The 25595-nt window shown below is 71.7% G+C and carries 26 protein-coding genes and 1 pseudogene; 15 read left to right on the forward strand and 12 right to left on the reverse strand.

The annotated features are described in order from the left end of the window. Positions 1-131 precede the first annotated feature (131 nt). The 3 genes from CPH93_RS29960 to CPH93_RS29970 all read left to right on the forward strand — a co-directional run bounded on the left by CPH93_RS29960 (position 132) and on the right by CPH93_RS29970 (position 3654). Complete coding sequence (locus CPH93_RS29960) at positions 132-671, forward strand: hypothetical protein (protein ID WP_096215647.1); 540 nt, start codon at positions 132-134, stop codon at positions 669-671. Positions 672-889: 218 nt separating this feature from the next. After that, a complete protein-coding gene (locus CPH93_RS29965) occupies positions 890-3109 on the forward strand; it encodes an NADP-dependent isocitrate dehydrogenase (RefSeq protein WP_096214621.1) in 2220 nt (739 codons plus the stop codon). A gap of 146 nt (positions 3110-3255) precedes the next feature. Continuing rightward, positions 3256-3654, forward strand: coding sequence for a VOC family protein (locus tag CPH93_RS29970; RefSeq protein ID WP_096214622.1), 399 nt, complete (start codon positions 3256-3258; stop codon positions 3652-3654). A 19-nt stretch (positions 3655-3673) separates the two neighbouring features. On the opposite strand, the gene CPH93_RS29975 is transcribed toward CPH93_RS29970, so the two are convergent. The 5 genes from CPH93_RS29975 to CPH93_RS29995 form a co-directional block, all read right to left on the reverse strand. Continuing rightward, on the reverse strand, positions 3674-4381 hold the full coding sequence (locus CPH93_RS29975; protein ID WP_096214623.1) for an HAD family hydrolase: 708 nt from the start codon (positions 4379-4381) through the stop codon (positions 3674-3676). Further along, on the reverse strand, positions 4369-5112 hold the full coding sequence (locus tag CPH93_RS29980; RefSeq protein WP_096214624.1) for a phosphatase PAP2 family protein: 744 nt from the start codon (positions 5110-5112) through the stop codon (positions 4369-4371). Before CPH93_RS29980 ends, CPH93_RS29975 begins: the two co-directional genes overlap by 13 nt. Before the next feature lie 41 nt (positions 5113-5153). Further along, a complete protein-coding gene (locus CPH93_RS29985) occupies positions 5154-6089 on the reverse strand; it encodes a M56 family metallopeptidase (RefSeq protein ID WP_096214625.1) in 936 nt (311 codons plus the stop codon). Positions 6090-6227: 138 nt separating this feature from the next. Beyond that, positions 6228-6809, reverse strand: a complete 582-nt coding sequence (locus CPH93_RS29990) for a DUF5134 domain-containing protein (protein WP_096214626.1) — start codon at positions 6807-6809, stop codon at positions 6228-6230. A gap of 155 nt (positions 6810-6964) precedes the next feature. Continuing rightward, the gene (locus tag CPH93_RS29995; protein ID WP_096214627.1) at positions 6965-7351 is read right to left on the reverse strand and encodes a VOC family protein; all 387 of its coding nucleotides are present in this window, start codon (positions 7349-7351) and stop codon (positions 6965-6967) included. Between the two features lie 114 nt (positions 7352-7465). Between CPH93_RS29995 and CPH93_RS37040 the strand changes: the two are divergent. Next, positions 7466-7600, forward strand: a pseudogene (locus CPH93_RS37040) (GNAT family N-acetyltransferase); the annotation flags it as partial. Positions 7601-7663: 63 nt separating this feature from the next. Here the strand turns inward: CPH93_RS37040 and CPH93_RS30005 are convergent. From CPH93_RS30005 to CPH93_RS30020, 4 genes are all read right to left on the reverse strand, one after another. Beyond that, the gene (locus CPH93_RS30005; RefSeq protein ID WP_231977004.1) at positions 7664-8476 is read right to left on the reverse strand and encodes an amino acid ABC transporter ATP-binding protein; all 813 of its coding nucleotides are present in this window, start codon (positions 8474-8476) and stop codon (positions 7664-7666) included. Next, on the reverse strand, positions 8473-9363 hold the full coding sequence (locus CPH93_RS30010) for an amino acid ABC transporter permease (RefSeq protein WP_093482131.1): 891 nt from the start codon (positions 9361-9363) through the stop codon (positions 8473-8475). Before CPH93_RS30010 ends, CPH93_RS30005 begins: the two co-directional genes overlap by 4 nt. Further along, a complete protein-coding gene (locus CPH93_RS30015; protein WP_096214628.1) occupies positions 9360-10241 on the reverse strand; it encodes an ABC transporter substrate-binding protein in 882 nt (293 codons plus the stop codon). Before CPH93_RS30015 ends, CPH93_RS30010 begins: the two co-directional genes overlap by 4 nt. A gap of 210 nt (positions 10242-10451) precedes the next feature. Continuing rightward, positions 10452-11135 (reverse strand): glycerophosphodiester phosphodiesterase, encoded by a 684-nt coding sequence (locus CPH93_RS30020; protein WP_093482129.1) that lies wholly within the window; start codon positions 11133-11135, stop codon positions 10452-10454. Positions 11136-11747: 612 nt separating this feature from the next. Here CPH93_RS30020 and CPH93_RS30025 point away from each other — a divergent pair. The 5 genes from CPH93_RS30025 to CPH93_RS30045 all read left to right on the forward strand — a co-directional run bounded on the left by CPH93_RS30025 (position 11748) and on the right by CPH93_RS30045 (position 16439). After that, positions 11748-13145, forward strand: coding sequence for a DUF6421 family protein (locus tag CPH93_RS30025; RefSeq protein ID WP_096214629.1), 1398 nt, complete (start codon positions 11748-11750; stop codon positions 13143-13145). Continuing rightward, complete coding sequence (locus CPH93_RS30030) at positions 13142-13966, forward strand: SDR family NAD(P)-dependent oxidoreductase (protein ID WP_096214630.1); 825 nt, start codon at positions 13142-13144, stop codon at positions 13964-13966. The genes CPH93_RS30025 and CPH93_RS30030 overlap by 4 nt, the downstream gene beginning before the upstream one ends. After that, positions 13945-15033, forward strand: a complete 1089-nt coding sequence (locus tag CPH93_RS30035) for a threonine aldolase family protein (protein WP_173909907.1) — start codon at positions 13945-13947, stop codon at positions 15031-15033. Before CPH93_RS30030 ends, CPH93_RS30035 begins: the two co-directional genes overlap by 22 nt. An 84-nt stretch (positions 15034-15117) precedes the next feature. Continuing rightward, positions 15118-15696, forward strand: coding sequence for a transglutaminase-like domain-containing protein (locus CPH93_RS30040; RefSeq protein WP_096214631.1), 579 nt, complete (start codon positions 15118-15120; stop codon positions 15694-15696). Positions 15697-15740: 44 nt separating this feature from the next. Beyond that, positions 15741-16439, forward strand: a complete 699-nt coding sequence (locus CPH93_RS30045; protein WP_096215649.1) for a B3/B4 domain-containing protein — start codon at positions 15741-15743, stop codon at positions 16437-16439. A 31-nt stretch (positions 16440-16470) separates the two neighbouring features. On the opposite strand, the gene CPH93_RS30050 is transcribed toward CPH93_RS30045, so the two are convergent. Next, positions 16471-17187 carry a lysophospholipid acyltransferase family protein gene (locus CPH93_RS30050; protein ID WP_096214632.1) on the reverse strand — a complete coding sequence of 239 codons (717 nt, stop codon included), beginning with the start codon at positions 17185-17187 and terminating at the stop codon, positions 16471-16473. A 325-nt stretch (positions 17188-17512) separates the two neighbouring features. Between CPH93_RS30050 and CPH93_RS30055 the strand changes: the two genes are divergently transcribed. The 4 genes from CPH93_RS30055 (at position 17513) to CPH93_RS30070 (ending at position 20648) form a co-directional block, all read left to right on the forward strand. Then, a complete protein-coding gene (locus CPH93_RS30055) occupies positions 17513-17908 on the forward strand; it encodes a TlpA family protein disulfide reductase (RefSeq protein ID WP_371129403.1) in 396 nt (131 codons plus the stop codon). Between the two features lie 224 nt (positions 17909-18132). Continuing rightward, entirely contained in the window at positions 18133-18639 is a 507-nt protein-coding gene (locus tag CPH93_RS30060; RefSeq protein ID WP_096214633.1) for a flavin reductase family protein, read from the forward strand. Positions 18640-18851: 212 nt separating this feature from the next. After that, a complete protein-coding gene (locus tag CPH93_RS30065) occupies positions 18852-19637 on the forward strand; it encodes an electron transfer flavoprotein subunit beta/FixA family protein (protein ID WP_006607345.1) in 786 nt (261 codons plus the stop codon). 48 nt (positions 19638-19685) lie between these two features. Beyond that, entirely contained in the window at positions 19686-20648 is a 963-nt protein-coding gene (locus CPH93_RS30070) for an electron transfer flavoprotein subunit alpha/FixB family protein (RefSeq protein ID WP_093482121.1), read from the forward strand. A gap of 109 nt (positions 20649-20757) precedes the next feature. On the opposite strand, the gene CPH93_RS30075 is transcribed toward CPH93_RS30070, so the two are convergent. Beyond that, on the reverse strand, positions 20758-21276 hold the full coding sequence (locus CPH93_RS30075; RefSeq protein ID WP_173909908.1) for a DinB family protein: 519 nt from the start codon (positions 21274-21276) through the stop codon (positions 20758-20760). Between the two features lie 194 nt (positions 21277-21470). On the opposite strand from CPH93_RS30075, the gene CPH93_RS30080 reads away from it, so the two are divergent. Next, complete coding sequence (locus CPH93_RS30080) at positions 21471-22781, forward strand: DUF6986 family protein (protein ID WP_096214635.1); 1311 nt, start codon at positions 21471-21473, stop codon at positions 22779-22781. Positions 22782-23423: 642 nt separating this feature from the next. On the opposite strand, the gene CPH93_RS30085 is transcribed toward CPH93_RS30080, so the two are convergent. Further along, on the reverse strand, positions 23424-24470 hold the full coding sequence (locus tag CPH93_RS30085) for a LacI family DNA-binding transcriptional regulator (protein ID WP_096214636.1): 1047 nt from the start codon (positions 24468-24470) through the stop codon (positions 23424-23426). 142 nt (positions 24471-24612) lie between these two features. Between CPH93_RS30085 and CPH93_RS30090 the strand changes: the two genes are divergently transcribed. Further along, positions 24613-25569, forward strand: coding sequence for an ROK family protein (locus tag CPH93_RS30090; RefSeq protein ID WP_096214637.1), 957 nt, complete (start codon positions 24613-24615; stop codon positions 25567-25569). Positions 25570-25595 lie beyond the last annotated feature (26 nt).

Raw genomic sequence — 25595 nt, forward strand, 5'->3', positions numbered from 1 at the left:
CGCGGGCTGGGGGAGGGCCCGTCCTCCTGGGGGCATGTACCCAGGGCGACGGGCCGTCCGGGACTTCCGTACAACCTTCAACGGCATTGAGCGGTCTTCACCACACCATCACAGATGCTGGGGGATTGTTCATGTCGCACTCACAACAGCAGCCCGCGTCCTTCGGTCGGCAGCCGCACTCCTTCGTCGTCCCGCCGGCCGGCCGGCCGCCGCGGAACGAGCACGCCGCCCTCAAGATCGCAGTGGGGGCGGTGTGTGCGTGCACCGTGATCGGGCTCGGCGCGGCCGTCGCAGGTGACGGCAGCGGCGACAGAAAGCCCGGGGCGCAGCCGGCCCCCACGGTGACGGCCCCCTTCACCGCCAAGCCGGTCCAGGCCTCGGTGGGGAAGCCGGAGAAGGCTGCCGGGAAGCCGGCCGTCGCGGGGCCCGGCACCACGGTCGGACAGGGCAGCTATCGGGTGGGGGAGGGTATCGCGGCCGGTACGTACCGGACCGGCGGCCCCGCCGCGTCCGACATACCGCTGTGCCACTGGGCGCGCGCGAAGGACTCCAGCGGTGAGACGGGCAGCATCATCGCCCACGGCACACCCCGGGGCCCGGCCCGCGTCACCGTCATCAAGGGCGAGATATTCGAGACCAACGGCTGCCGGCGGTGGACGAAGGTGGGCTGAGTGGTTGCCTGCTGGTGGGCGGCTCCCGGGGGCCGCCCACCAGCAGGCGCGCTCGGGCCCGACGTGCAGGCCGGCTGAAGGGAAAACGAAATGCACCGGCCGAAACCGTTCGGAATGGATTCCTCCGGATTTGCCCGTGGCGGGGTCATGTCGAGCGGGAGCCGCCCACGAGATATCTTGATGTCGAGCAATGTTGCAGACGTGGAGCGGAGCACCCGGTGACTGACTCGACCATCATCTACACCCACACTGACGAGGCCCCGGCCCTGGCGACGTATTCGTTCTTGCCGGTGATCCAGGCATACGCCTCGACGGCCGGCGTCAGCGTGGAGACCCGCGACATCTCCCTGGCCGGTCGCATCATCGCGAGCTTCCCCGAGCACCTGGAGGAGGGCCAGCGGATCGACGACGCCCTCGCCGAACTCGGTGAGCTGGCCAAGACTCCCGCGGCGAACATCATCAAGCTGCCGAACATCTCGGCCTCGATTCCGCAGCTCAAGGCGGCCATCGCCGAGCTCCAGGAGCAGGGCTACGCGCTCCCGGCCTACCCGGACGACCCGAAGACCGACGAGGAGCGGGACATCCGCGCCCGTTACGACAAGATCAAGGGCAGCGCCGTCAACCCGGTCCTGCGTGAGGGCAACTCCGACCGCCGCGCCCCCGCGTCGGTGAAGAACTACGCCAAGGCGCACCCGCACCGGATGGGCGCCTGGACGTCCGGTTCGAAGACGAACGTCGTGCACATGGACACCGACGACTTCCGCTCCACCGAGAAGTCCGCGGTCATCGCCGACGCCGGCTCCCTGCGCATCGAACTGTCCGGCGACGACGGCAGCACCACCGTGCTGCGCGAGTCGGTACCGGTCCTCGCGGGCGAGGTCGTCGACGCGTCCGTGATGCGCGTGGCCGCGCTGCGCGAGTTCCTCACCGCGCAGGTCGCCCGCGCCAAGGCCGAGGGCGTGCTGTTCTCGGTGCACCTCAAGGCCACGATGATGAAGGTCTCCGACCCGATCATCTTCGGCCACGTGGTCCGCGCCTTCTTCCCGAAGACCTTCGCCCAGTACGGCGAGTCGCTCGCCGCCGCGGGCCTGACCCCGAACGACGGCCTCGGCGGCATCTACAAGGGCCTGGAGTCGCTGCCCAACGGTGCCGAGATCAAGGCGTCCTTCGACGCCGAGCTCACCGAGGGCCCGGAGCTCGCCATGGTCGACTCCGACCGCGGCATCACCAACCTGCACGTGCCGAGCGATGTCATCGTCGACGCCTCCATGCCGGCCATGATCCGCACCTCCGGCCACATGTGGGGCCCGGACGGCGAGGAGGCCGACACCCTCGCGGTGCTCCCCGACAGCAGCTACGCCGGCATCTACCAGGTCGTCATCGACGACTGCCGTGCCAACGGCGCCTACGACCCGTCGACGATGGGCTCGGTGCCCAACGTCGGCCTGATGGCGCAGAAGGCCGAGGAGTACGGCAGCCACGACAAGACCTTCGAGATCCCGACCACGGGCACCGTGCGGGTCCTCGACGAGGCCGGCAACGTCGTGCTGGAGCAGGCCGTGGGCGCCGGCGACATCTTCCGTATGTGCCAGACCAAGGACCTGCCGATCCGTGACTGGGTCAAGCTCGCCGTCACCCGCGCCCGGGCGACCGGCGACCCGGCCGTGTTCTGGCTCGACGAGGACCGCGCCCACGACGCGCAGCTGATCAAGAAGGTCAAGACCTACCTCGCCGAGCACGACACCGAGGGCCTGCAGATCGAGATCATGGCGCCGGTCCACGCGATCAAGTTCTCCCTCGACCGCATCCGCCGCGGCGAGAACACGATCTCGGTCACCGGCAACGTGCTGCGTGACTACCTGACCGACCTGTTCCCGATCCTGGAGCTGGGCACCAGCGCCAAGATGCTCTCCGTCGTCCCGCTGATGAACGGCGGCGGACTGTTCGAGACCGGTGCCGGCGGCTCCGCGCCCAAGCACGTCCAGCAGCTGGTCAAGGAGAACTACCTGCGCTGGGACAGCCTGGGTGAGTTCCTCGCCCTCGCGGTCAGCTTCGAGCACCTCGCGCAGAAGACGGGCAACGCGCGCGCCCAGGTGCTCGCGGACACCCTCGACCGCGCCACCGGCAGCTTCCTCAACGAGAACAAGTCGCCCAGCCGCAAGCTCGGCGGCATCGACAATCGCGGCAGCCACTTCTACCTCGCGCTGTACTGGGCGCAGGAGCTGGCCAAGCAGACCGAGGACGCCCAGCTCGCGGAGGCGTTCGCGGCGCTCGCCAAGACGCTGTCCGAGCAGGAGCAGGCCATCGTCGACGAGCTGATCGCGGTGCAGGGCTCGCCGGCCGACATCGGCGGCTACTACCAGCCCGCCGTCGCGAAGGCCTCGGCGGTCATGCGCCCGTCGGCCACCTTCAACCAGGCCCTCGCGACCCTCAGCTGACGCGAAGCAGCGGAAGGCCCTTCCGCCCCGGCCGGCACCCGCCGGCCGGGGCGGTTCCGTTTTTCCGGCCGGAGCCGGCGCACGGGCGCTCCCGGCGACGCAGTAGCGTCGCTCCGTACGCAGTTGCCCATCACCCGGGGGTATCGATGGAACTCGCCCAAGTCCGTCTGCTCGTCACCGACTTCCGCGGCTGCTACCGCTTCTACCGGGACGTGCTGGGGCTCACGCCGCAGTTCGAGGCCCCGGACGGGCCGTATGCGAAGTTCACCGGTGACGGCGGTCCGGCAGGCATCGCGCTGCAGGACCGCGCGCAGATGGCCCAGGTCCTCGGCGAGCTGGCGACCGCGCCGGCCGGATACCGGTCCCTCGTCGTCCTGCGGGTCGACGACCTCGATGCCTACTGCACCCAGCTCACCGGCCGCGGCGCCGTGCTCGCCCACGGCCCGGCCCCGATGACGGACCGGATGCGGGTCGCCCACCTCAAGGACCCCGAGGGGAACCTCGTCGAACTCCAGGAGTGGCTCGCGCTGCGGGCGGCGGACTGACCCCGCCCGCACCGAAGCCTCAGCCCACCAGGCCCAGCACCGGCCGCAGACCGTCCGGACGCCCGTCCGCCGGCAGATGCTCCACCGGCAGGAAGGCGCAGCCCACCGCCGTCGCGCCGCCGTCCGCCGTACGGTCGTCACCCACCATCAGGACGTCGGACGGGGCGAGCCCCAACTCCCGGCAGGCGAGGGCGAAGAGCTGCGGATCGGGCTTTTGCAGGCCGTGTTCGCAGGACAGCACGCAGGTGTCGACATAGCGGTCCAGGCCGTGGGTGCGCAGCACCGGCCGCAGGTCCCAGCCGATGTTGCTCAGGACGCCGATCCGGATGCCGCGCCGGTGCAGCTCCGCCAGCACCTCGGCGGCATCGGGGTAGGGCCGCCAGGCCTGCGCGGTCTTGTGACGCTCATAGAGCGCGTCGTACAACTCCGGTGCGGGGAGCGGCACTTGGCGGGCCAGTCCGGTGTACACCGCGCGGTGGAGGCGGGCGTCGCGGTCGCGGATCTCCCACTGCCCGGCCAGATCGGCAGGGATCTCGACGGGCGGGGCGCCGCCGGGCAGCGCACCGGCCCGTTCCAGTGCGGCCGCCCGGCGGGCGAGCTCGGCCTCGTCCATGGCCGTGCCGGACGCGGCCAGCGCCGCGCGCAGCCAGGACTCGGCGGGCTCGATGTGCAGCAGGGTCCCGGAGAAGTCGAAGAGCACACCTTTGATCGTCGTCATGACCGCCATCCTGTCCCGTGCGCGCAGCCGGGTCGATCCCGCCCGGCCGGATACGCGTGGTACGCCGCCACCGACCCCGCCACCACGGCGCCGCCCAGCAGCCAGCCCCCGACGACATCCGACGCCCAGTGCACCCCCAGGAACACCCGGGTGAAGCCGACGCCGACGACCGAGACCGCCACCACCGCCCGGGCCGCCCACTGCCACCGCCGTGGCATTCCGTGCAGCCGCAGCAGCCACAGCACCAGGCCGCCGGCGACCATCGCGGACAGTGCGTGCCCCGAGGGGAAGGCGGCATAGCCCGCGGAGTCCACCGGGTCCGGCCAGACGGGGCGTTCCCTGCCGACCAGCGCCTTCACCGCCTGCTGGAGGCCGGTACCCACCAGCGAGGTGGCCGCCACCCAGGCGGCGAGCAGCCGCTCCCCGCGCCGCAGCAGCAGCCCGACCGCCACCGCCAGCACCGCCCGCATCGTCCACGGGTCCCACACCCAGTCGCTGAGCACCCGGTTGCGGTGGGTCCAGCCGGGCGCGGCGACGGCCGTACGGTGCAGTGCCCCGGCCAGGTCCGTGTCCAGGGAGATCAGCGGGCCCCAGCGCAGCACGACGAGGGTGAGCAGCAGGCCGAAGAGGACGGTGCACAGCAGGGCAGCGGCGACCGCGGGGCGCGGCGGGACGGATACGGCGCGGCGCTCGCCGTCCACGGCGGACGTCCGGGCAGCGGGAGGCGGCGTGGTGGGCATGCGACGATCCTCACCTACACCGGGCGCCGGGTGCGAGGGCCCTACGTCAGTGCACGCAGCCCGGGAATGAAGGTCACCAGCAGCGGCACCGCCGGCACCAGCGCGGCCACCGCCGTCATCCGCAGCCGTCGGCCGGGGGTGAAACGGGGCGCGGGGGACAGCAGCCGGTCCACCCGCTCCGGCACCTGGGCCAGTTGGGACGGGCACGGGCCGAACACCCCGCGGTCCTCGTTGAGCTCGACCAGTGCCAGCGCGAACGTCAGCCGGCCGAAGCGGCGCGAGGCCACATCGTCGGCGGCCAGCTCGACCAGCCGGTGCACCTGGTCGCGGAACGCGGCGAAGACCGGGATCTGCGGAAAGCCGACGGCCAGCGCCGCGGCGCAGTGCAGCAGGAGGTCGTGCCGGGCCCGCGCATGGCCCTGCTCGTGGGCGATCAGCGCATCGAGCTGACGGCCCTTCAGTCGCCGCAACACCGAGGTGGTGATGACCAGTTGGGGTGAGGAGTGCTGCAACCACCAGGCCTCCGGGCGGTCGCCCTCCAGGACGACCAGACGCTCCCCGGCCGGCTCCTCACCGGGCAGCAGCGGCGAGCGGCGCAGGAGTTCGGCGCGGCGCTGCCGGCGGCGGGCGCGTGCCGCCCGCACCTCACGGGTCAACGTGACGGCGGTCCAGGCGCCGCCCCCCGCCAGCAGGAGGGCCAGCGCCCCGGCCCAGGGCCCGTACCTGTTGAGCGCATACGCCTCGACGACCACATGCGGGGCGAACCCGAACACCGGGCTGCGGACGGACTCCCAGGCGGCGGCCGCGCTCAGCGACATCGCGAGCAGAGCGCACAGCAGGACACCGGCGACGACGCACTGCCACACCCACAGCGCGAGCACCGGCTCACGGTCGGGCCAGTCGGAACGGGCCATCAGCCGCGGCGCCATTGCCGCGGCCAGCACGCCGAGAATCATCAGCGCGAGGGGGACCATCATGGCGTCAGCCTATGAGCGGGCGGCTACCCGTTGGTACGGGCGCGAGCCGGAAGTGACGTATGCCACCCGCGCAACGGATGTGAACGGCGGCCCGGCCCGCGGCCGGCGCACGACCCGGGCGGCAGGCATCGCCGCAGTTCACAGCGCCAGCAGCATCGCCAGCATGCCGATCCCCATCGCCACCCGGCAGGCCCGCAACACCCCGGTCGGCCCGGCGCCCACCGCCGGCCCGTCCGGCACCGTGGCAACCGCCGCCGGCGCCAGCCGGACGCCCGCCCCGATCACGTACACCGTGAAGTAGACGAGCAACAGCCCGGTCAGCAACGGCACTCCGCCCGGCGCCGGGTGCCCCATCGCGCTCATCCCGGCCGCCCGGCCCATCCCGTCCAGGTGTCCGGCCGGACCCCCCTGCCCGGGGGGCAGCTCCATCGCGAGCGCCATGTACGCCATGGCCCCCGCACCCACCGCATGATGCAGATGGCGCCGGGCCAGCGCCCACAGCCCCGCCGCCCCGAACACCGCGGTGAACAGCCACGGCGACCACGCCGGGGGCGCCGCGGCGGGCCACGCCATCGCCGCCGTCCCCAGCGCCATCAGCCCCTCACCGCGCGCCGCACCCCGCTCGGCGGCCGGGCCGGTACGCGACCGCACCAGGCAGTACGCGCCGGCCGCGGCGCACAGCAGCACCAGCGGCCAGCCGACCCACGGTGGTCCGTGCACCGAGCACCTCCCCTTGCACCCGTACGCAACGGGGGCAGGATTCCCGTCCGGCGCCCCGCACACGGGAGCGCACGGACGCACGGGGGGCGCGGGTACTGGGGTAGGTGCGTCATCCTGGGCCGCGGACCGTCCGGCCCCGATCCGACGGACAGGCCTCAGGGGCGGTAGCGCAGCGGATGGTCCGCCGGGACCTGCGTCAGCACGATCCGGTGGCCGTCCGGATCGGCGATCCACATCTCGATGAGGCCCCACGGCTCCTGCACGGGCGGCCGCAGCACCTCGACGCCATGGGCCCGCAGTTCTTCGTGTGCGGCGGCCGCGTCCGCCACCTGGAGCCACAACTGGAGGGTGTCCGTGGCCGGATCCGCGGCGCGGCCGGAGACCTCCAGGAAGCCACCGCCCAGGAAGTAGACCGTGCCGCGTTCGGGCCCGGTACCGAATTCCCGGTAGATCTCCAGCCCCAGCGCCTCGCCGTAGAACGCCCGCGACCGCTCGGGGTCGGACGGCCGCAACAGCATCCTGCTGCTCAGTACGTGCACCATGCCAGGACCCTACGGCCTGCGGCCGGGCGCGGCCCGTGCACCACCGACCCGGACGGCGTGCGTGCCGTGGTGCGCAAAACGGACGGCCGGCTGCTGATCGCCGAGCGGGACGGCGAACTGATCGCCTGGTACGAGCGCCGCGGCTACCGGCGCACCGGGCAGCTCACCCCGTTCCCGTACGGCGATGAGCGGTTCGGCATCCCGCAGCGCCCCGACCTGGAGTTCGAGCTGCTGATCAAGTCGCTCGACCAGGGCGTGTCGGTCCGGTGGACAGGCCCCACGGGCGCGCGGCCGGCCGGTCCCGGCCGGCGCTCACAGCCGTCCCGCCTGGATGATCCGCCGCAGGAACTGCCGGGTGCGGTCGTGCTGCGGGTCCCCGAAGACCTGCTCGGGCGCGCCGCGTTCCACCACCACCCCGCCGTCCAGGAAGCACACCTGGTCGGCGACCTCCCGCGCAAAGCCCATCTCATGCGTGGCGATCACCATCGTCATCCCCTCCTCCTTCAGATCGCGGACGACGCCGAGCACCTCGCCGACCAGCTCCGGGTCGAGCGCCGCGGTGATCTCGTCCAGCAGGAGCAGCCGGGGCCGCCCGGCCAGGGCGCGGACGATCGCCACCCGCTGCTGCTGGCCGCCGCTGAGCCGGTCCGGGTACTCACCGGCCCGCCCGCCGAGCCCGAGCCGCTCCAGCAGCTCGCGGGCCCGCGCCTCGGCCTCCGCACGCGGCACCCCGTGCACCCGGCGGGGCGCCAGCGTGATGTTGTCCAGCACGGTCATGTGCGGGAAGAGGTTGTAGGCCTGGAAGACCACGCCGATCCGGCGGCGCACGGCGTCCGCGTCGATCCGCGGATCGGTGATCTCCGCGCCGTCCAGGAAGATCGCCCCGTCGTCGATCTCCTCCAGCAGGTTCGCGCAGCGCAGCAGCGTGGACTTGCCCGACCCCGAGGCGCCGATCAGGGTGGTCACGGTGTGCGCGGGGACCGCGAGGTCCACATCCCGCAGCACGACCGTGCCCCGGCCGTACGTCTTGCGCACGGACTCCAGCCGCAGCACCGGGCCGTCGCCGGGCGCCTCTTGCCCGACGGCCCCGTCGGCCGGCCGCGGGGTGTCGTCGGTCGTGCTCATACCAGGCCTCCCTGGGCGCGCTTGCGGTCCATGCGGGCCGTGATCCAGTCCGTGCCGCGCGTCATCGGGATCGTCAGCGCGACGAAGACGAGACCGGCCACCACGTACGGCGTGAAGTTGAAGTCCTTGCCGGCGATGATCTGCGCCGCGTAGACCGCGTCCACCGCGCCCGCGATGGAGACCAGACCGGTGTCCTTCTGCAGCGAGACCAGGTCGTTCAGCAGCGGCGGCACCACCCGCCGCACCGCCTGTGGCAGCACCACGAAGCGCAGGGTCTGCCCGCTGCTCAGCCCCAGCGACCGGGCCGCGGCCCGCTGCGAGGGGTGCACCGATTCGATGCCGGCCCGGAAGACCTCGGCCACATACGCCGAGTACGTCAGCACCAGCGCGGTGCCGCCGAGCGCCACCGGATCGGTGGTCACCCCCTGGAGCCGCAGCGCCGGCACACCGAAGACCACCATCAGCAGACAGATGATCAGCGGCAGCCCGCGGAAGAAGTCGGTGTAGGCGGTGGCCAGGGCGCGCAGCGGGAAGAACACCGGGCCGCGCAGCGTCCGGGCCACCGCCAGCAGCAGCCCGAGCACCAGCACCGCCGCCCCGCACACCACCAGCAGCCGCAGATTCAGCAGCAGCCCGTCCAGCACCTCCGGCAGCGCCTTGCGCGCATACGCGGCGCTGAAGAAGGTCTCCCGGGTGCGCGGCCAGCCGGGGGAGCGGGTGATCACGAGGAACAGGACGACGCCGGTGACCAGGGTGCTCAGCGCGGCGACGCCGATCGCACGCCGGGCCCTGGCCCGCTTGAAGCGCTCCCGCTCGACCCGCCGCTGCGAGGGCACGTACCCGCCCTCCCCGGAGGAGCCCTTCACCACACCTTTCGAGTACGTCATGTGAGCACCGGAACGGACACCGCGTCGGTCAGCCACTTCTTCTCCAGCGCGGCGAGGGTGCCGTTCTTGCGCAGCGCGTCCACCGCGGCCGTCACACACCCGGTGAGCCGGCTCTCCTTGTCCAGGACCAGGCCGAACTGCTCCTCGGCGGCGCCGGTGGCCGCGAACTGCCCGACCACCTCGGCGTCCTTCACCTCGGCAGAGGTGATGTAGAAGGCGGTCGGCAGATCGGTGAGGATCGCGTCGACCTGACCGTTCTTCAGCGCGGACTTGGCGAGGTCGTTCTTCTGGAAGACGGCCGCGGGCTGCGCCGGCCGGACGGTGTCATGGACGACGTCCAGGCTGGTACTGCCCACCTGCGCGCCGAGTTTGAGCTTACGGAGATCGGCGATGCTCCTGGCGTGCGCGGCCTTGGAGCCCTTCAGCGCGATGACCGCCTGCCGTACGTCGTAGTAGCCGGAGGAGAAGGCGACGGCCCGTTTGCGTGCGGCGCTGATGGAAACCTGGTTGATGTCGAAGTCGAACTTCTTCTCACCGGGCGCGAAGGCGTTGTTGAACGGCACGGTCTGCCAGTGCACCGCGCCCTTGTCATAGCCCAGTTGCCGGGCGACGGCGTAGGCGACCGCCGATTCGAAGCCCTTGCCGCTCGCCGGGTCGTCGTCGTGGAACCACGGTGCATAGGCGGGCTTGTCGGTGCCGACCGTGAGCGTGCCGCGGGCGACGGTGGGCAGTTTGCCGCGGTCACAGCTCTGCGTGCCCGGCCCGGCGGCCCGTGGGCCACCGGGGGACTCGTCCTGTGGGGCACAGCCGACGGCCGCCGCGAGCAGCACGACGGTGGTGCAAGTGGCAAGGCGGAGGGGGTGGTTGGCGAGGCGCATGGCGGGAGAGTGGCAGTGCGCGAGGCCATCTGTCGAGATCACCGGGGGAAACGTCCGCATGGTGGAAGTTCGTTGCACCGCTGTGAACTGCGGATTTCTCCGGTGGCCGGCGACGGGCACCGGGGCGCGCGACGGGCTGCCGGCCCGGCTCGTACCAGCCGGCTCGTACCACCCGGCGCAGTCCGTCCCACTTCTCGCCGGGGTTTCGCCTCACGCCGTGAAGCGCACCGCCCGCCGGATCTCCGGCAGATCGGTCACCACGCCGTCCAGACCCAGCCCGCGCGCGAGCCGGAGCTGGTCGTGGGTGTTGACCGTCCAGCCCAGGACCTTCAGCTGGGCGGCGTGGGCCCGCTCGACCAGCTCCAGGGTGAGCCGCCGGATGTTCAGGGACAGCATCGTCGCCCCGACGGCCTGGGCACGGTCGACGACATCGGCGCCGTAACGGCTGGCGACCAGGGCGGTGCGTACGCCGGGCAGCAGGGTGCGGATGGCGGCCAGCGCCTCGTCGTGGAAGGAGATCACGTCGACCCGGCCGGTCAGATCGCGCGCCCGCATCACCTCGGCCAGCGCCTGCGCGGCGGCCACATCCTTGATCTCGGCCTGCAACGGCGCCTTGACCGCCTCCACGACCTCCTCGAAGACGGGGATCCGCTCGCCCTGCCCGGCGTCGAGTTCGCGCAGCTCGGCGAGGGTGCGCTCGGAGATCGGGCCGGCGCCGTCGGTGGTCCGGTCGACATCCGCGTCGTGCATCACCACCAGCGAGCCGTCCTTGCTCAGATGCAGATCGAGTTCGATGACATCGAGGCCTTCGTGCTCGGCGCGGACGAAGGAACGCAGGGTGTTCTCCGGCTCGACGCCCATCATCCCGCGGTGTCCGATGGTGAGAAAGGACAAGGCTGCCTCGCTTCTGTCGGCTCGGTGCTGCTGTCGGCTGGGGAATGTCGACCGTCGACCGTCGGCCACGGCGTACGAAACGGCGCACAGCCTAACGGGACCCGCCGGGGAAAAAAGGGGTGCCGAACGGACCGCGGTGTGTCCAGTACGGGTACCCGCCAGATCCGGCCTCAGACCGCTTCACCCTCATGTGGGCGATTCCCCGGTGCGCTGACGACATCCCGGAGCCGGGGCGCGGCGTCGGAGGCATCCGGAGCGGGGATCCCTCGGGCGGCGGCAGCACGCCGCGGCCCCTTGTCCGAGCGGGTGTGGCATATGCCACACGGTGCCGGGAAGGGGGATCGCGCGGCCTGTCCGGCGCGTGCACCCAGGGCTCCTCCGGACCCCGTCCACGGCCCGCTCGCGGCTCTCCCACGGGGTTGTGGGCTCCTGGAGGAAGCGCGGAGGGTGCGCCCACGCCTGAGAGGAAGTGGCGTCCAAGCCGTCACACACAGGAAAAATAGGCGTGTGTACGGGGTGTCAACGAGATAATTTTCAGCTAGCCCACTTGAGTGGACGATCCTTGGCTGGTTACCGTGTCCTGACAACACGATCTACCGCCGGAGGGCAGTCATGACGGAAATTCTTTCGCCTGTGGGTGTCCAGGGGGGCACCACGACCGCAGGGAGTGTGGTCGGACACCCGGCGTGGCCCGTGCTCAAGAACGCCGTCGAGACCATCCGCCCCTGGCAGTCCAAGGACGGTTCGGTCGACCTGGAGGCGGAGGGCGCACCGAGCGCCGACGCCGTCCGTACGGAGGTCGACCGCGTGATAGCGGCCCTCGGGGAGCTCGCCCCGCTGCTGCCGCACAATGCCGCCTACCACCAGGCGCTCGCTGCCGACCTGCGCCGCTGGGCCGACGGCGGCTTCGGCGTGCCGGACTTCCTGGACTCGCTGCTCGCCTTCCAGCCCGCCCAGCAGCGTGCCGACGGCCTCCAGCACCTCGTGCTGTTCCCCATGTACACCCAGAACGGCAACCCGGACCGCAACTTCGAGGCCGTCGTCCTGCGCATGGTCTGGCCGGACTGGCTCGCCGAGCTGGAGCGGACCCGCTACGACAACGCGCTCTTCTGCGGCATCAGATTCGAGGACTTCACGGCCGGCTACGACACCAACTCCGCGGTGCTCTTCCCGGAGACCATCGCCGTGCGCGAGGCCCCCGAGCGCTTCAGCTGGGGCGGCATCTTCTGCGACCGCGAGGCCGCCCGCTTCCGCCGGGTCAGCCAGGCCGCCGTCGACACCCTGGGCCTGGAACTCCCCAAGGACATCGGCGAGATGCTCGCCGACCAGGAGCGCTGCCAGGAGGCGTTCGTCCTGTGGGACATGGTGCACGACCGCACCCACAGCCACGGTGACCTGCCGTTCGACCCCTTCATGATCAAGCAGCGCCAGCCGTTCTGGATGTACGGCCTGGAGGAGCTGCGCTGTGACCTCACCGCCTTCAAGGAGGCCGTGAAGCTGGAGGCCGAGGGGTATGCGCAGGCCCGCGACGTACAGTTCGCGGTGATCTTCGACCGGATGTTCCGCTTCCCGGTCACCGGCGACCGGGTCCGTAACTACGACGGCCTGGGCGGACAGCTGCTCTTCGCGTACCTCCACAAGCACGACGTCGTACGCTGGACGGACAACACACTGCACATCGACTGGGAGCGGGCGCCCAAGGTCACCAACGAGCTGTGCGGCGAGATCGAAAAGCTCTACCGCGACGGCATCGACCGGCCCAAGCTGGTCCACTGGTTCGCCGCGTACGACCTCGTCTCGACCTACCTCGCACCGCACCCGGGGTCGGTCTGGGCCAAGGGGCCCGACGCCCTCGACCTGGACCAGCCGCCGCGCAAACTCGTGGACGACGTGCTCCCCGACGAGTTCCCGCTGAGTATGTTCTACGAGGCGCTCGCCAAGAAGCTGCGTGCTGTGATCGCATCCACCAAGGGCATCACGGCCCACAGCGATGAATTGGCGGCGGCATGAAGACCGACCGGAACACCCGGCCGAAGGCCGTCCAGGAGCAGAACGAGGAGGCGACGGAGATGGTGACGTCGACGGGTGGCCAGGGGCCGCTGGAGGGTGCGGTCATCGCAGTCGCGGGCGCGGCCGGACCGGCCGGCCGGGCGACCCTGCTGCGACTGGCCGAGGCGGGCGCGGTGGTGGTCGGCTCGGACTCCAACCCCGAGCGGCTGGCGGAGGCCGTGGATGCGGCCCGGTACGCCCACGGGGGCGCCACGGTGATAGGGGAGACGGTGGATCTCCTCGACGTGGACCAGGCCCGGGAGTGGGCGGCCCGTACGGAGAAGGAGTTCGGCCGGGTCGACGGCCTGGTGCATCTGGTCGGCGGCTGGCGCGGCTCGTCGACCTTCGCGGAGACCGACCTCACGGACTGGGAAGTGCTCCACAAGCTGCTGGTCCGCACCGTCCAGCACACCTCCCTCGCGTTCTACGAGGCCCTCGAACGCAGCGGCAACGGCCGCTTCCTCCTCACCAGCGCGGCCGGCGCCAGCAAGCCCACCGGGGGCAACGCCGCCTATGCCGCCGCCAAGGCCGCCGCCGAGGCCTGGACGCTCGCCATGGCGGACGGCTTCCGCAAGGCGGGGGGTGAGCAGGGGCCGCGCGCCGCGGCTGCCATCCTGATCGTGAAGGCGCTCGTCAACGACCAGATGCGCGCCGAGCGACCGAACGCCAAGTTCGCGGGCTTCACGGATGTCACGGAGCTGGCCGAGGCCATCGCCGGGGTCTGGAGCCGGCCCGCCCAGGAAGTGAATGGACAGCGTCTGTGGCTGACCCCCGAGCCGTGACCGGAGCGAAGACCGACGCCCGGCTGCACCACGACCCCGAGATACGCGGCTTCGCCAGCGACAACTACGCAGGCGCGCATCCGGAGGTACTCGCCGCGCTCACTCTCGCCAACGGCGGCCACCAGGTCGCCTACGGCGAGGACGACTACACCGAGCACCTCCAGCGGATCGTCCGCAGCCATTTCGGGCAGCGCGCCGAGGCGTTCCCGGTGTTCAACGGCACCGGCGCCAACGTCGTCGCGCTGCAGGCCGTGACCGACCGCTGGGGTGCGGTGATAGCGGCCGACACCGCGCACATCCATGTCGACGAGTGCGGTGCGCCCGAGCGGGTCGGCGGGCTGAAGCTGCTCACCGTACCGACCGAGGACGGCAAGCTCACCCCCGAGCTGATCGACCGCGAGGCGTACGGCTGGGACGACGAGCACCGCGCCATGCCGCAGGTCGTCTCGATCACCCAGAGCACGGAGCTGGGCACGGTCTACACGCCCGACGAGATCCGGGCGATCTGCGAACACGCCCATGAGCGCGGCATGGTGGTGCATCTCGACGGCGCGCGGATCGCCAATGCGGCGGCGACGCTCGACGTCCCGATGCGGGCCTTCACCAACGCCGTGGGGGTCGACATCCTCTCCTACGGCGGCACCAAGAACGGCGCGGTCTTCGGCGAGGCCGTGGTCGTGCTCAACCCCGACCGGGTGCGCGCGATGAAGCATCTGCGCAAGCTGTCCATGCAGCTGGCCTCCAAGATGCGCTTCGTCTCGGTCCAGTTGGAGGCGCTGCTCGCCAAGGACCTGTGGCTGCGCAACGCCCGGCACGCCAACACCATGGCGCAGCGGCTGGCGGCCGGGGTGCGGGAGATCGACGGGGTGGAGATCTGCTACCCCGTGCAGGCCAACGCGGTCTTCGCGCGACTGCCGCACGATGTCAGCGAGCGGCTGCAGAAGCGCTACCGCTTCTACTTCTGGGACGAGCAGACCGGCCAGGTGCGCTGGATGTGTGCGTTCGACACCACCGAGGCGGACGTCGACGGCTTCCTGGCCGCACTCCGCGAGGAGATCAGCCGCTGACCCGGCCCTCCGGTTCCGTATAGCTATGCGCTCGGCCGAAAAGTCATTGACTCTGGGCCGGGCGCATCGCTACGCTCCCCGCGCATGGAGCTGATCCAGAACACCCCCGATATATCCGCCTACTTGGCCGCCTGTGAAGCCATCGATCACGGGCACCCGCTCGTCCGCTCCACCGCCGCGACGCTCGCCGCCGACGCTCCGGATGCATACACATACGCCAAGGCCGCCTTCACCTTCGTCCGCGACGCGATCCCGCACAGCGCGGACACCGGCGATCCGCGCGTCACCTGGCGTGCCTCGGACGTCCTCGCGCAGCGCACCGGCATCTGCTGCGCCAAGGCGCACGCCCTCGTGGCCCTCCTGCGGGCCAGGGGCATCCCCGCCGCGCTGTGCTACCAGAAGTTCGATGTCATCCACGGTCTGGTGGCCCTCCGGCTGCCCGGTGCGCACCACTGGGCCCGGCAGGATCCACGGGGCAACAAGCCCGGCATCGACGCGCAGTTCCGCCTTGATTGCGAGCAGCTGGCCTTCCCCGTGCGGCCTGAGTGCAACGAACTGGACTACTCGGTGCTATTTGCTGAACCACACCCGGCCGTGCTCCAATGCCTCCGCGAGGCCGTCGACCGGCCTCACCTCTGGCAGACGCTCCCCACCGAACTCTGAGGAACGCCCCCATGCCCGACTCTTCGCACGTGTCCGTTTCCGGCATGACCTGCGCGCTGCACGTCTCCGACGAGGTGCGCGCCCTGGCGCCCGGCTTCGGCTACCTCGCCGTCGAAGCCCACGGGCTGACCAACGGGCCCAGCGACGAGGCCGGCTCGGCGCTCCTGGACGAGGCCACCCGACGTCTGGCCGAGCGCCTCGACGGGCGCGCCCCGCAGGACGACCCGCACCTCGCCGCCTGGCGGGCCGCGTACACCGCCTTCGGGAGCAAGCCGTCGCGCACCCGCAACTCCGCCGAGGCGCTGGCCAGGCGGGCGCTCGCGGACGGCGGCCTGCCGCGCATCAACCGGCTCGTCGACCTCTACAACGCCATCAGCGTCGCCCATCTCATCCCTGTGGGCGGTGAGGACCTGGACCGCATCCAGGGCGGAATGCGGCTGGTCCGGGCCACCGGCGACGAGCCGTTCGCGACCGCCGTCGGCGGCGCCGAGGTCATCGAGCACCCCGAGGCGGGCGAGGTGGTCTGGTGCGACGAGGAGGGCGTCACCTGCCGCCGCTGGAACTGGCGTCAGGGCGTGCGCACCCGCCTCACCGAGGACTCGGTCAGCGCGCTGTTCCTGCTGGAGCGGATGGCCCCCATGCCGCTCGATACGCTGACGGCCGCCGGCGCCGAGCTGGCCGAGGCGCTGCACAAGGCCTGCCCGGACGCCCGTATCGAGATCGGCGAGATCTGGTCGCAGTGACCCACGGCCGGCCGGTCCGATTCGGTGCCGGCTAGGCGATGCCCCCGGGCGCGGCGGGTGCGGTGCCGCCGAGATGGGCCGGGATCCACCAGGTGTCGTCGGGACCCTTGGGGCGTACGGGATAGGCGCGCTGGGCCGCCTCCAGGAGGTCCTGCACCCGGGCCCGCAGCCGGTCGGTGATCTTCTCGGCCGACTCGGCCGGGTCGGCCTCCATCGGCTCGCCCACCCGGATCGTTATCGGCAGGTGGTTGCGGCCCAGATCGCGCTTGTGGCCCTTGGTCCACAGCCGCTGGGTGCCCCACAGTGCCACCGGCAGCAGCGGCACCCCGGCCTCCTGGGCCAGCCGCGCGGCACCCGACTTGAAGGTCTTCAGGGTGAAGGACTCGGAGATCGTCGCCTCGGGGAAGACGCCGATGATCTCCCCCGAACGCAGCGCCGACAGGGCGTGCTTGTAGGCGTCCATCCCCTGCGCCCGGTCCACGGGGATGTGCTTCATCGCGCGCATCAGCGGCCCCGACACCTTGTGCCGGAAGACCGACTCCTTCGCCATGAAACGCACCAGCCGCTTTGCCGGCCGCGCCGTCAGACCGGCGAAGACGAAGTCCAGATAGCCGATGTGATTGCTCACCAGAACCGCCCCGCCGCGGCGCGGAACATGGTCCGTCCCGGCGATGTCGAATTTCAGATCGAGCGCCTTGAAGAGAGTGCGGGCGGCGCCGATCACCGGCGGATAGACGAGCTCTGCCATTGTCCGGAGGACCCCTTTTTCCACGCCTGGGGAGGGTTCTCCCGGCGGAAACCTACGCAGCCGTAACTGCGGCTTTCGGGAGATCGTGCCCGATGTCGGCCGTGGCGGCCAGCGTGGCAGCCGCCACGGCCGGGAGATTCTTGTCACGTGTAAGGGCGGCCGGGCCGCCTGTCCGCAGTGGCCAACGGCGCCGCCCGCACCGCGGGGAGTGCCCCGACGCGGTAGGGGAGCGGCGCCACGTGGGCACGGACGCCCGGGAATCTTTACGGTCCCGTGGACGCTGCACCCCTGGACGACCGGACGGGTGGTGCGGGTCGCGGCGCCCATGGCGGCGAGCGCCTCGGGCCGCGGACACCACTACAGCAAGGAGAGGGCGACGGTGCAGGAGCGGGACGACCGGGGCGGGGCGGCGCGGCTGAGCGCTGCGGAGATCGGCGCGGCGCTGGGGGAGCGGGCCACCCTGCTGCAGTTCTCCAGCGCCTTCTGCCAGCCCTGCCGGGCCACCCGGCGCACCCTCGCCGAGGTCGCCGGCATGGTCGAGGGGGTGGCCCATGTCGAGATCGACGCGGAGGACCATCTCGCGCTCGTACGGGAGCTGGAGGTACAGCGCACCCCGACGGTGCTGGTGCTCGACGCGGCGGGCGCGATCGTGCGCCGGGCCGCCGGGCAGCCCCGCAAGGCCGATGTCATCGCGGCGCTGGGTGCGGCCGTCCGTGATTGATCTCCCAGATGGCGGGCGCCCCTTGACGCTGTGGGTCACGAATCGTCACTCTGACGTGATGTGGCCAGGATTCCTTCTCTCCGGACGCGCCCACGTCGACCTGCTGCGGACTGCCGGCGCCCGCTGTCCGGGCGCGTGAGCAGCGACGACCTCACAGCCGCCGACCGCGGCCCGGCGCCGGCGGCTCTGCCCGGGCCCGTACACCACAGCTGAAGGACAACTCCATGACGGCCTCGCCCGGCCTCGGAACGCCCCGTACCGCCTCTCCCGAGCTGCTGCGCTCGGTCTTCCGGCAGCATGCCGCCGGTGTCGCGGTGATCACCGCGCACGGCTCCCGCCCCGTCGGCTTCACCGCCACCTCCCTCACCTCCGTGGCTGCCGACCCGCCGCTGCTCTCGTTCGGTATCGGCACCGGCTCCTCCAGTTGGCCGACCGTCTCGGAGGCCGAGCACATCGGCGTGCACATACTCGGCGAGCACCAGCAGGAGCTGGCCGCCACGTTCGCGCGCAGCGGTGCCGACCGTTTCGGTCCCGCCACCTCCTGGCGCACGGGTCCCGAAGGAGTGCCCCTCCTGGACGGCGTCCTGGCCTGGCTGGTGTGCAAGGTCGTGGCGCGGGTGCCGGCCGGTGATCATCACCTGGTGCTCGCCCAGCCCGTGGTCGGCGACCCCGCGGGGCCCGGCCGTCCGCTGCTCTACCACCAGGGCCGCTTCAACGCGCTGCGGGACTGACGGGTTCCCGCTCCGCCTCTTCGTCGCCCGGTCGGGTCCGTTGGCAAGGTCACATTTCGCCGGCCTTGATTCGGGGCACAAGACTGGATGTACTGGCGAGTAATATGACGGTCGGCGTGGGGAACCGCTTCCGCCCGGGAGCCGCCCCCAGAGGCGCCTATGCTGCCAGCACCAGGCAGTTCTGAAGAGACGAAGCAGGTAGGAGAGTCGGCGTGAGCTTGAGGATCGTTGTCTGTGTGAAGTACGTGCCCGACGCCACCGGCGACCGGCACTTCGCCGAGGATCTGACCGTCGACCGTGACGATGTGGACGGTCTGCTCTCGGAGCTCGACGAGTACGCCGTCGAGCAGGCCCTGCAGATCAAGGAAGCCGCCGACGACGCGGAGATCACGGTCCTCACCGTGGGTCCCGAGGACGCCAACGACGCGCTGCGCAAGGCGCTGTCGATGGGCGCCGACAAGGCCGTCCACGTCGAGGACGACGACCTGCACGGCACCGACGCGCTCGGCACCTCGCTCGTGCTCGCGAAGGCCATCGAGAAGACCGGTTACGACCTCGTCGTCTGCGGTATGGCCTCCACCGACGGCACGATGGGTGTGCTGCCCGCGCTGCTCGCCGAGCGGCTGAACGTCCCTCAGGTCACCCAGCTCTCCGAGGTTTCCGTCGCCGACGGCAAGGTCACCGGCCGCCGGGACGGTGACACCGCCAGCGAGCAGCTGGAGGCCGCGCTGCCGGCCGTCGTGTCCGTCACCGACCAGTCGGGCGAGGCGCGTTACCCGTCCTTCAAGGGCATCATGGCCGCCAAGAAGAAGCCGGTGGAGTCCCTGGACCTGGAGGACCTGGAGATCGAGGCGGACGAGGTCGGCCTCGAGGGTGCCTGGACCAAGGTCGACGACGCCACCGAGCGTCCGGCCCGTACGGCGGGCACGATCGTCAAGGACGAGGGCGAGGGCGGCAAGCAGCTCGCCGAGTTCCTCGCGGGCCAGAAGTTCATCTGAGCCGCAGCCCTTACCACCGCCCTCATTCTTCCCGCAGGAGAGCATCCCATGGCTGAAGTCCTTGTCTACGTCGACCACGTGGACGGTGCCGTCCGCAAGCCCACCCTCGAACTGCTCACCCTCGCCCGCCGTATCGGCGAGCCGGTAGCCGTCCACCTCGGTGCCAACGCCGAGGAGGCCGCGAAGGTCCTCGCCGAGCACGGCGCCGTCAAGGTGCTGGCCGCCGACGCCCCCGAGTTCGCCGAGTACCTCGTCGCCCCCAAGGTCGATGCGCTGCAGGCCGCTTACGACGCGGTCTCCCCGGCCGCCGTGCTGCTGCCGTCCTCCGCGGAGGGCAAGGAGATCGGTGCCCGCCTCGCGGTCCGTATCGGCTCCGGCATCATCACCGACGCCGTCGACCTGGAGGCCGGCGACGAGGGCCCGGTGGCCACGCAGTCCGTCTTCGCGGCCTCGTACTCCACCAAGTCCCGTGTCTCCAAGGGCACTCCGGTCATCACGGTCAAGCCCAACTCCGCCGCCCCGGAGGCCGCGCCGGCCGCCGGTACGGTCGAGCAGCTCGCGGTGACCATCGCCGACTCCTCCAAGGGCACCAAGATCGTCTCGCGCACGCCGCGTGAGTCGACCGGCCGCCCGGAGCTGACCGAGGCCGCGATCGTGGTCTCCGGTGGCCGTGGCGTCAACGGCGCGGAGAACTTCCCGGTCATCGAGGCGCTCGCCGACTCGCTCGGTGCGGCCGTCGGCGCCTCGCGCGCCGCGGTGGACGCCGGCTGGTACCCGCACACCAACCAGGTCGGCCAGACCGGTAAGTCGGTCTCGCCGCAGCTGTACATCGCGGCCGGCATCTCCGGCGCGATCCAGCACCGCGCCGGTATGCAGACCTCGAAGACCATCGTCGCGATCAACAAGGACGCCGAGGCGCCGATCTTCGACCTGGTCGACTACGGCGTGGTCGGCGACCTCTTCGAGGTCGTCCCGGCCCTCACCGACGAGGTCAAGACCCGCAAGGGCTGAGCCCGCCGGGCGCGCCGGAGCCCGTTTCGGCGCGCGCACGAGGCCCCGTACGCATGGCGCGTACGGGGCCTCGTGCGTCTGCGGCGGGAAGGGGCCGCTGCGACACGCCCTAACTGCCGGTCACGCCGTCGATCTGCTCGCGGAGGAGATCCGCATGGCCGTTGTGCCGTGCGTACTCTTCGATCATGTGGACGTAGATCCAGCGCAGGCTCAGCGGGCGGCCCCGGGAGCTGAGGAAGGTCTCGTCCAGTTCGCTGTCCGACACGGCCTCGTCGCAGGCCTCGATCTCGGTGCGGAAGGCCGCGAAATGAGCCTCGGCGGCGGCCGGGTCGAGATCGTTGAAGTCGGCGTCGGGATCGTCCTCGGTGAAGTAGTGATCGCCGATCCGCTCGCCGAGGAAGCGCTTGCGGAACCAGGTCCGTTCGACATCCGTCATGTGGCGCACCAGGCCCAGCAGGGTGAGGCTGGACGGCGCGCTGCTGGCCTGGGTGAGCTGGTCGGCGGTGAGTCCGGTGCATTTGGTGAGCAGGGTGTCGCGATGGAAGTCGAGCCAGCCCTGAAGCATCTCCCGTTCACCGGCCACGGTGGGGAGTTCTTTGCGCTCGATAGTGGGTGCGATCCAAGTCATGCGGGGAGTCTGGCGAGACCGGCGCCGTGGCGCCACGGGGTTTCCGGTCGGCGGCCGCACGCCCGTGACCTGCGCCGCTCCGGGCGGGGGTGTTGACCTTGCCGAACGACCCGGATAACTTCGCTATACGGATTGTTGATTCCGTTAGGCGGAATATGCTCGTTGGTCGGGCCGCGCATCGGGAGGGGCAGCGAATGGGGCAGCAGGAGACCGTGGCGACGAGTCTCGCGGACACCGTACGCGAGGGCATCGGCGCCGCTCTCGCCCAGGTGGACGCGGATCTGGCGCGGCGCTACCCGGGCGACCCCGGCACCCGCCAGCCGGTCCACACGGTCTATGTCCCCGGCGACGTCTTCACCGCCGGCACCGTGCGCGCCTGGGGTGACCAGGCGCTCGCCGCCCTCGACGAGCACGCCCCGGACTCCGCTGCGCTCGCCGCCGTCCTGGGCCTCCCCGACGCGCTCGCCGCCGAGGTCCACGACCGCGTCCGCGCCAAGCTGCTCCGCGAGCCGGTCGAGGATCTGCGCATCGACTTCGAGGACGGCTACGGCCCCCGCCCGGACGCCGAGGAGGACGAGGCCGCGGCCCGCGCCGCCGCCTTGGTCGCCGCCGCGTACCGCGAGGGCACCTCCCGGCCGGAGGCTGGGGGCGGCACCGCGGCCCCGTACATGGGCATCCGGATGAAGTGCATGGAGGCCGCCGTCCGCGACCGCGGTATCCGCACCCTCGACATCTTCCTCACCGGCCTCATGCGGGCCGGCGGCCTGCCCGACGGCCTGCTGCTGACGCTCCCCAAGGTCACCTACGCCGAGCAGGTCACCGCCATGGTCCGGCTGCTGGAGGCCTTCGAGAAGGCGCACGGCCTGGAGAGCGGCCGGATCGGTTTCGAAATCCAGATCGAGACCACCCAGTCGATCCTGGGGGCCGACGGCTGCGCCACCGTCGCCCGCATGATCGAGGCCGCCGAGGGCCGTGCCACGTCGCTGCACTACGGCACCTTCGACTACAGCGCCTCCTGCGGGGTCAGCGCGGCCCATCAGTCCCTCGACCACCCGGTGGCCGACCATGCCAAGGCCGTGATGCAGGTGGCCGCCGCGGGCACCGGCGTCCGCCTCTCCGACGGCTCGACGAACGTCCTGCCGGTCGGCCCGACCGAACGGGTCCACGAGGCCTGGCGGCTGCACCACGGCCTGGTCCGCCGCTCGCTGGCCCGCGCCTACTACCAGGGCTGGGACATGCATCCGGGTCATCTGCCCACCCGCTACGCGGCGGTCTACGCCTTCTACCGCGAGGGCCTGGAGCAGGCCGCGGCCCGGCTGGCGGCGTATGTCGCCAAGGCCGGCGGCGACGTCATGGACGAGCCCGCCACCGCCAAGGCGCTCAGCGGCTATCTGCTGCGCGGCCTGGACTGCGGCGCCGTGGACCCGGAAGAGGTCGCCCGGCTCACCGGGCTTACGCGCGGCGATCTGGAGGGGTTGGCGGGGCGGTTGGGGGAGAAGGGCTGAGGGGGCTGGTGGAGAGGGGCTGACGGGGCTGGCTGGGGGCCAGAAGAGGGGCTGAGGGGGCTGGGGGCGGGGCGCGTGGGGTTGGGCAGCCCTTACCCGATCGGCCTCCCTCACCGCCGATCGGCACCTCACCTCCGATTGGCACCCCTCACCCCCCACCCCCGAACCCACCCCCGCCCCCTCCCCCGAAGGGGGAGGAGGGGGAGGGGGCGGGGGAGAGCCGCGCGGCCCCAGCGCCGGGCCGCGCGCCGCCTATTCGGCCCGGCTGGGCTGAGCCTGCTCGGCGCGCCTGACCGCGCGCCTCCCTGGGTCGTTTCGCCCGGCCGCGCCCCGTCCCTTCCAGCCACGCTCCGCTCGCCTCGCCCCGCCTGCGTCCCGCCCGCCTCCCGTCTAGTTGCCGACACCTCCCGCCACCCGCGCCGTGCACAGCGGCATCGCGTTGTCAGTGGCTCGTGCGAGCATGGCTGTGGGTTGATGAAGGACCACGGCGGGGGGGAGCCGATGAGGCTGATGTGGGGCGCTGCCAAAGGGCAGTTGACGGTGTGTGGGCGGGCGGTGCGAGCGGTGCCGGCGCGGGTGGTCCGAGTGGTCCGAGTGGCCCGGGCGGTTGGTGGACGGGCCATCAGGTCGGGACGTTCTCGCTCAGTCCCAGTCCCCGGCCGGGGGGATCTCGCCCGAGCCGCGGGCGATCAGACGGGTGGGGATCTCCGTGCGGCGCGGCGGGTCCTCGATGCCGTCGAGGCGGCGGAAGAGCAGCCCGGCGGCCGTCCGGCCCATGTGCGCCGGGTCCTGGGCGACGACCGTGATGGCGGGCCGGACGAGATCGGCCAGCTCGAAGTCGTCAAAGCCCACCAGCGCGACCGGGCGCGGGCGTTCACCGAGGACGCGTACGGCGGTGACGGTGACCCGGTTGTTGCCCGCAAAGAGCGCGGTGACCGGCTCGGGGGCATCCAGCATGGCGGTGGCGGCGGCGCGTACGCGGTCGGGTGCGGTGGAGCCGAGCGACACCCAGGAATCGTCGACGGGCAGTCCGGCCGCGGCCATCGCCGCGCGATAGCCGCGCAGCCGCTCCCGTGCGGTGTGGATCCGCGGCTGGTCGCCGATGAAGCCGATCCTGCGATGGCCGTGCGCGATGAGATGGGCCACCGCGTCCTGGGCGCCGCCGAAGTTGTCGGAGAGCACGGCATCCGCGTCGATCCGGCCGGCCGGACGGTCCACGAACACCGTCGCTATCCCGGCCGTGATCTCCGGCTCCAGATAGCGGTGGTCGTCGGCGGCCGGGATGATGACCAGTCCGTCCACCCGCCGCGCGCACAGCGCCAGCACCAACTCCTGTTCGCGGGACGGGTCCTCGGCGCTGGAGCCGTTGATCAGCAACGCCCCGTGGCTGCGTGCGACTTCCTCGACGGCGCGATTGAGCGGGCCGTAGAAGGGGTCGGCGAGATCCTCCAGCACCAGACCGATGCTGGCCGTACGCCCCTTGCGCAGAATCCGGGCGGAGTCGTTGCGGCGGAATCCCAGGGCGGTGATGGCTTCCTGGACGCGTCGCTCGGTGTCCGGGGTGACCCCCGGTTCGCCGTTGACCACGCGGGAGACCGTCTTGAGTCCGACGCCGGCGCGTGCCGCGACATCCTTCATCGTGGGCCGGGTGCCATAGCGGCGGGACGTGCCCCGCGCGGTGTCGGTCACGGTGTGCGGTCCTGTTTCTCTCGGCGTCGAGGTGTGGCGTCGAGCATAGCCTCTAGACAACGTTGTCAATCAACGGAAGACTGGCGTTCACACGCCGGGCCGATACCCCCGGTTCCCGGGCCCACCAGGAGATTCATCACCGATGCAGACGGACCTCAGCGCAGCGCTGGACATTGGCGGCACCAAGATCGCCGGCGCTCTGGTGGACGCCCACGGCAGGCTGATCGTACGGGCGGCCCGGCCCACCCCCGCTGACAAGGACGGGGCGACCGTGATGCGCGCGGTGGCCGAGGTGGTCGGCGAGCTGGCCGCGGGGCCGGAGTGGGCGCGGGTGGCGGCCGTCGGCATCGGCAGCGCGGGCCCGGTGAACGCCGCCGCCGGCACCGTCAGTCCGGTCAACATCCCCGGCTGGCGCGACTTCCCGCTCGTCGCCGGAGTGCGGGCGCTCGTCGGGGAGCGTCCGGTCGTGCTGGTCGGTGACGGTGTCGCGATGACCGCGGCCGAGCACTGGCAGGGCGCCGCGCGCGGCCACGCGAATGCGCTGTGCATGGTGGTCTCCACCGGAGTCGGCGGCGGACTCGTGCTCAACGGCCGGCTGCATCCGGGCCCCACGGGGAACGCCGGGCACATCGGCCACATCAGTGTCGAGCTTGACGGTGACCCCTGTCCGTGCGGTGCCCGGGGCTGTGTGGAGCGGATCGCCAGCGGGCCCAACATCGCCCGCCGGGCGCTGGCCAACGGCTGGCAGCCGGGCCCCGACGGCGACGCCAGCGCGGCAGCCGTCGCCGCCGCCGCGCGTGCCGGGGACCCGGTCGCCCGCCGTTCCTTCGAGCGGGCCGCCCAGGCGCTGGCCGCCGGGATAGCCGCCACCGCCACGCTCGTCGAGATCGATATCGCGGTCATCGGCGGGGGAGTTGCGGGCGCCGGGGAGGTCCTCTTCGCCCCCTTGCGGGCGGCCCTGCGGGACTATGCGACGCTGTCGTTCGTCGCGGGGCTGACGGTCGTCCCCGCCCAGATGGGTACGGACGCCGGGGTGGTGGGAGCCGCCGCGGCCGCCGCCCAACAGTCCCGTCTCGAAGCCTTTGTTCCGGCGCCCTGATCACACGACCGGGTGCTGGGTGCACC

Source organism: Streptomyces sp. 2323.1 (genome assembly GCF_900221035.1).
In the GTDB taxonomy this organism is placed as follows: Bacteria; Actinomycetota; Actinomycetes; order Streptomycetales; family Streptomycetaceae; genus Streptomyces; species Streptomyces sioyaensis.

What these genes read in the sequence shown, in the direction of transcription:
- CPH93_RS29960 (WP_096215647.1), top strand. Translation starts at nt 132, where the DNA reads ATGTCGCACTCACAACAGCAGCCCGCGTCCTTCGGTCGGCAGCCGCAC.
- CPH93_RS29970 (WP_096214622.1), top strand. Translation starts at nt 3,256, where the DNA reads ATGGAACTCGCCCAAGTCCGTCTGCTCGTCACCGACTTCCGCGGCTGC.
- CPH93_RS29975 (WP_096214623.1), bottom strand. Translation starts at nt 4,381, where the DNA reads ATGGCGGTCATGACGACGATCAAAGGTGTGCTCTTCGACTTCTCCGGG.
- CPH93_RS29980 (WP_096214624.1), bottom strand. Translation starts at nt 5,112, where the DNA reads ATGCCCACCACGCCGCCTCCCGCTGCCCGGACGTCCGCCGTGGACGGC.
- CPH93_RS29985 (WP_096214625.1), bottom strand. Translation starts at nt 6,089, where the DNA reads ATGATGGTCCCCCTCGCGCTGATGATTCTCGGCGTGCTGGCCGCGGCA.
- CPH93_RS29995 (WP_096214627.1), bottom strand. Translation starts at nt 7,351, where the DNA reads ATGGTGCACGTACTGAGCAGCAGGATGCTGTTGCGGCCGTCCGACCCC.
- CPH93_RS30005 (WP_231977004.1), bottom strand. Translation starts at nt 8,476, where the DNA reads ATGAGCACGACCGACGACACCCCGCGGCCGGCCGACGGGGCCGTCGGG.
- CPH93_RS30010 (WP_093482131.1), bottom strand. Translation starts at nt 9,363, where the DNA reads ATGACGTACTCGAAAGGTGTGGTGAAGGGCTCCTCCGGGGAGGGCGGG.
- CPH93_RS30015 (WP_096214628.1), bottom strand. Translation starts at nt 10,241, where the DNA reads ATGCGCCTCGCCAACCACCCCCTCCGCCTTGCCACTTGCACCACCGTC.
- CPH93_RS30025 (WP_096214629.1), top strand. Translation starts at nt 11,748, where the DNA reads ATGACGGAAATTCTTTCGCCTGTGGGTGTCCAGGGGGGCACCACGACC.
- CPH93_RS30030 (WP_096214630.1), top strand. Translation starts at nt 13,142, where the DNA reads ATGAAGACCGACCGGAACACCCGGCCGAAGGCCGTCCAGGAGCAGAAC.
- CPH93_RS30040 (WP_096214631.1), top strand. Translation starts at nt 15,118, where the DNA reads ATGGAGCTGATCCAGAACACCCCCGATATATCCGCCTACTTGGCCGCC.
- CPH93_RS30045 (WP_096215649.1), top strand. Translation starts at nt 15,741, where the DNA reads ATGACCTGCGCGCTGCACGTCTCCGACGAGGTGCGCGCCCTGGCGCCC.
- CPH93_RS30050 (WP_096214632.1), bottom strand. Translation starts at nt 17,187, where the DNA reads ATGGCAGAGCTCGTCTATCCGCCGGTGATCGGCGCCGCCCGCACTCTC.
- CPH93_RS30055 (WP_371129403.1), top strand. Translation starts at nt 17,513, where the DNA reads ATGGCGGCGAGCGCCTCGGGCCGCGGACACCACTACAGCAAGGAGAGG.
- CPH93_RS30060 (WP_096214633.1), top strand. Translation starts at nt 18,133, where the DNA reads ATGACGGCCTCGCCCGGCCTCGGAACGCCCCGTACCGCCTCTCCCGAG.
- CPH93_RS30070 (WP_093482121.1), top strand. Translation starts at nt 19,686, where the DNA reads ATGGCTGAAGTCCTTGTCTACGTCGACCACGTGGACGGTGCCGTCCGC.
- CPH93_RS30075 (WP_173909908.1), bottom strand. Translation starts at nt 21,276, where the DNA reads ATGACTTGGATCGCACCCACTATCGAGCGCAAAGAACTCCCCACCGTG.
- CPH93_RS30080 (WP_096214635.1), top strand. Translation starts at nt 21,471, where the DNA reads ATGGGGCAGCAGGAGACCGTGGCGACGAGTCTCGCGGACACCGTACGC.
- CPH93_RS30090 (WP_096214637.1), top strand. Translation starts at nt 24,613, where the DNA reads ATGCAGACGGACCTCAGCGCAGCGCTGGACATTGGCGGCACCAAGATC.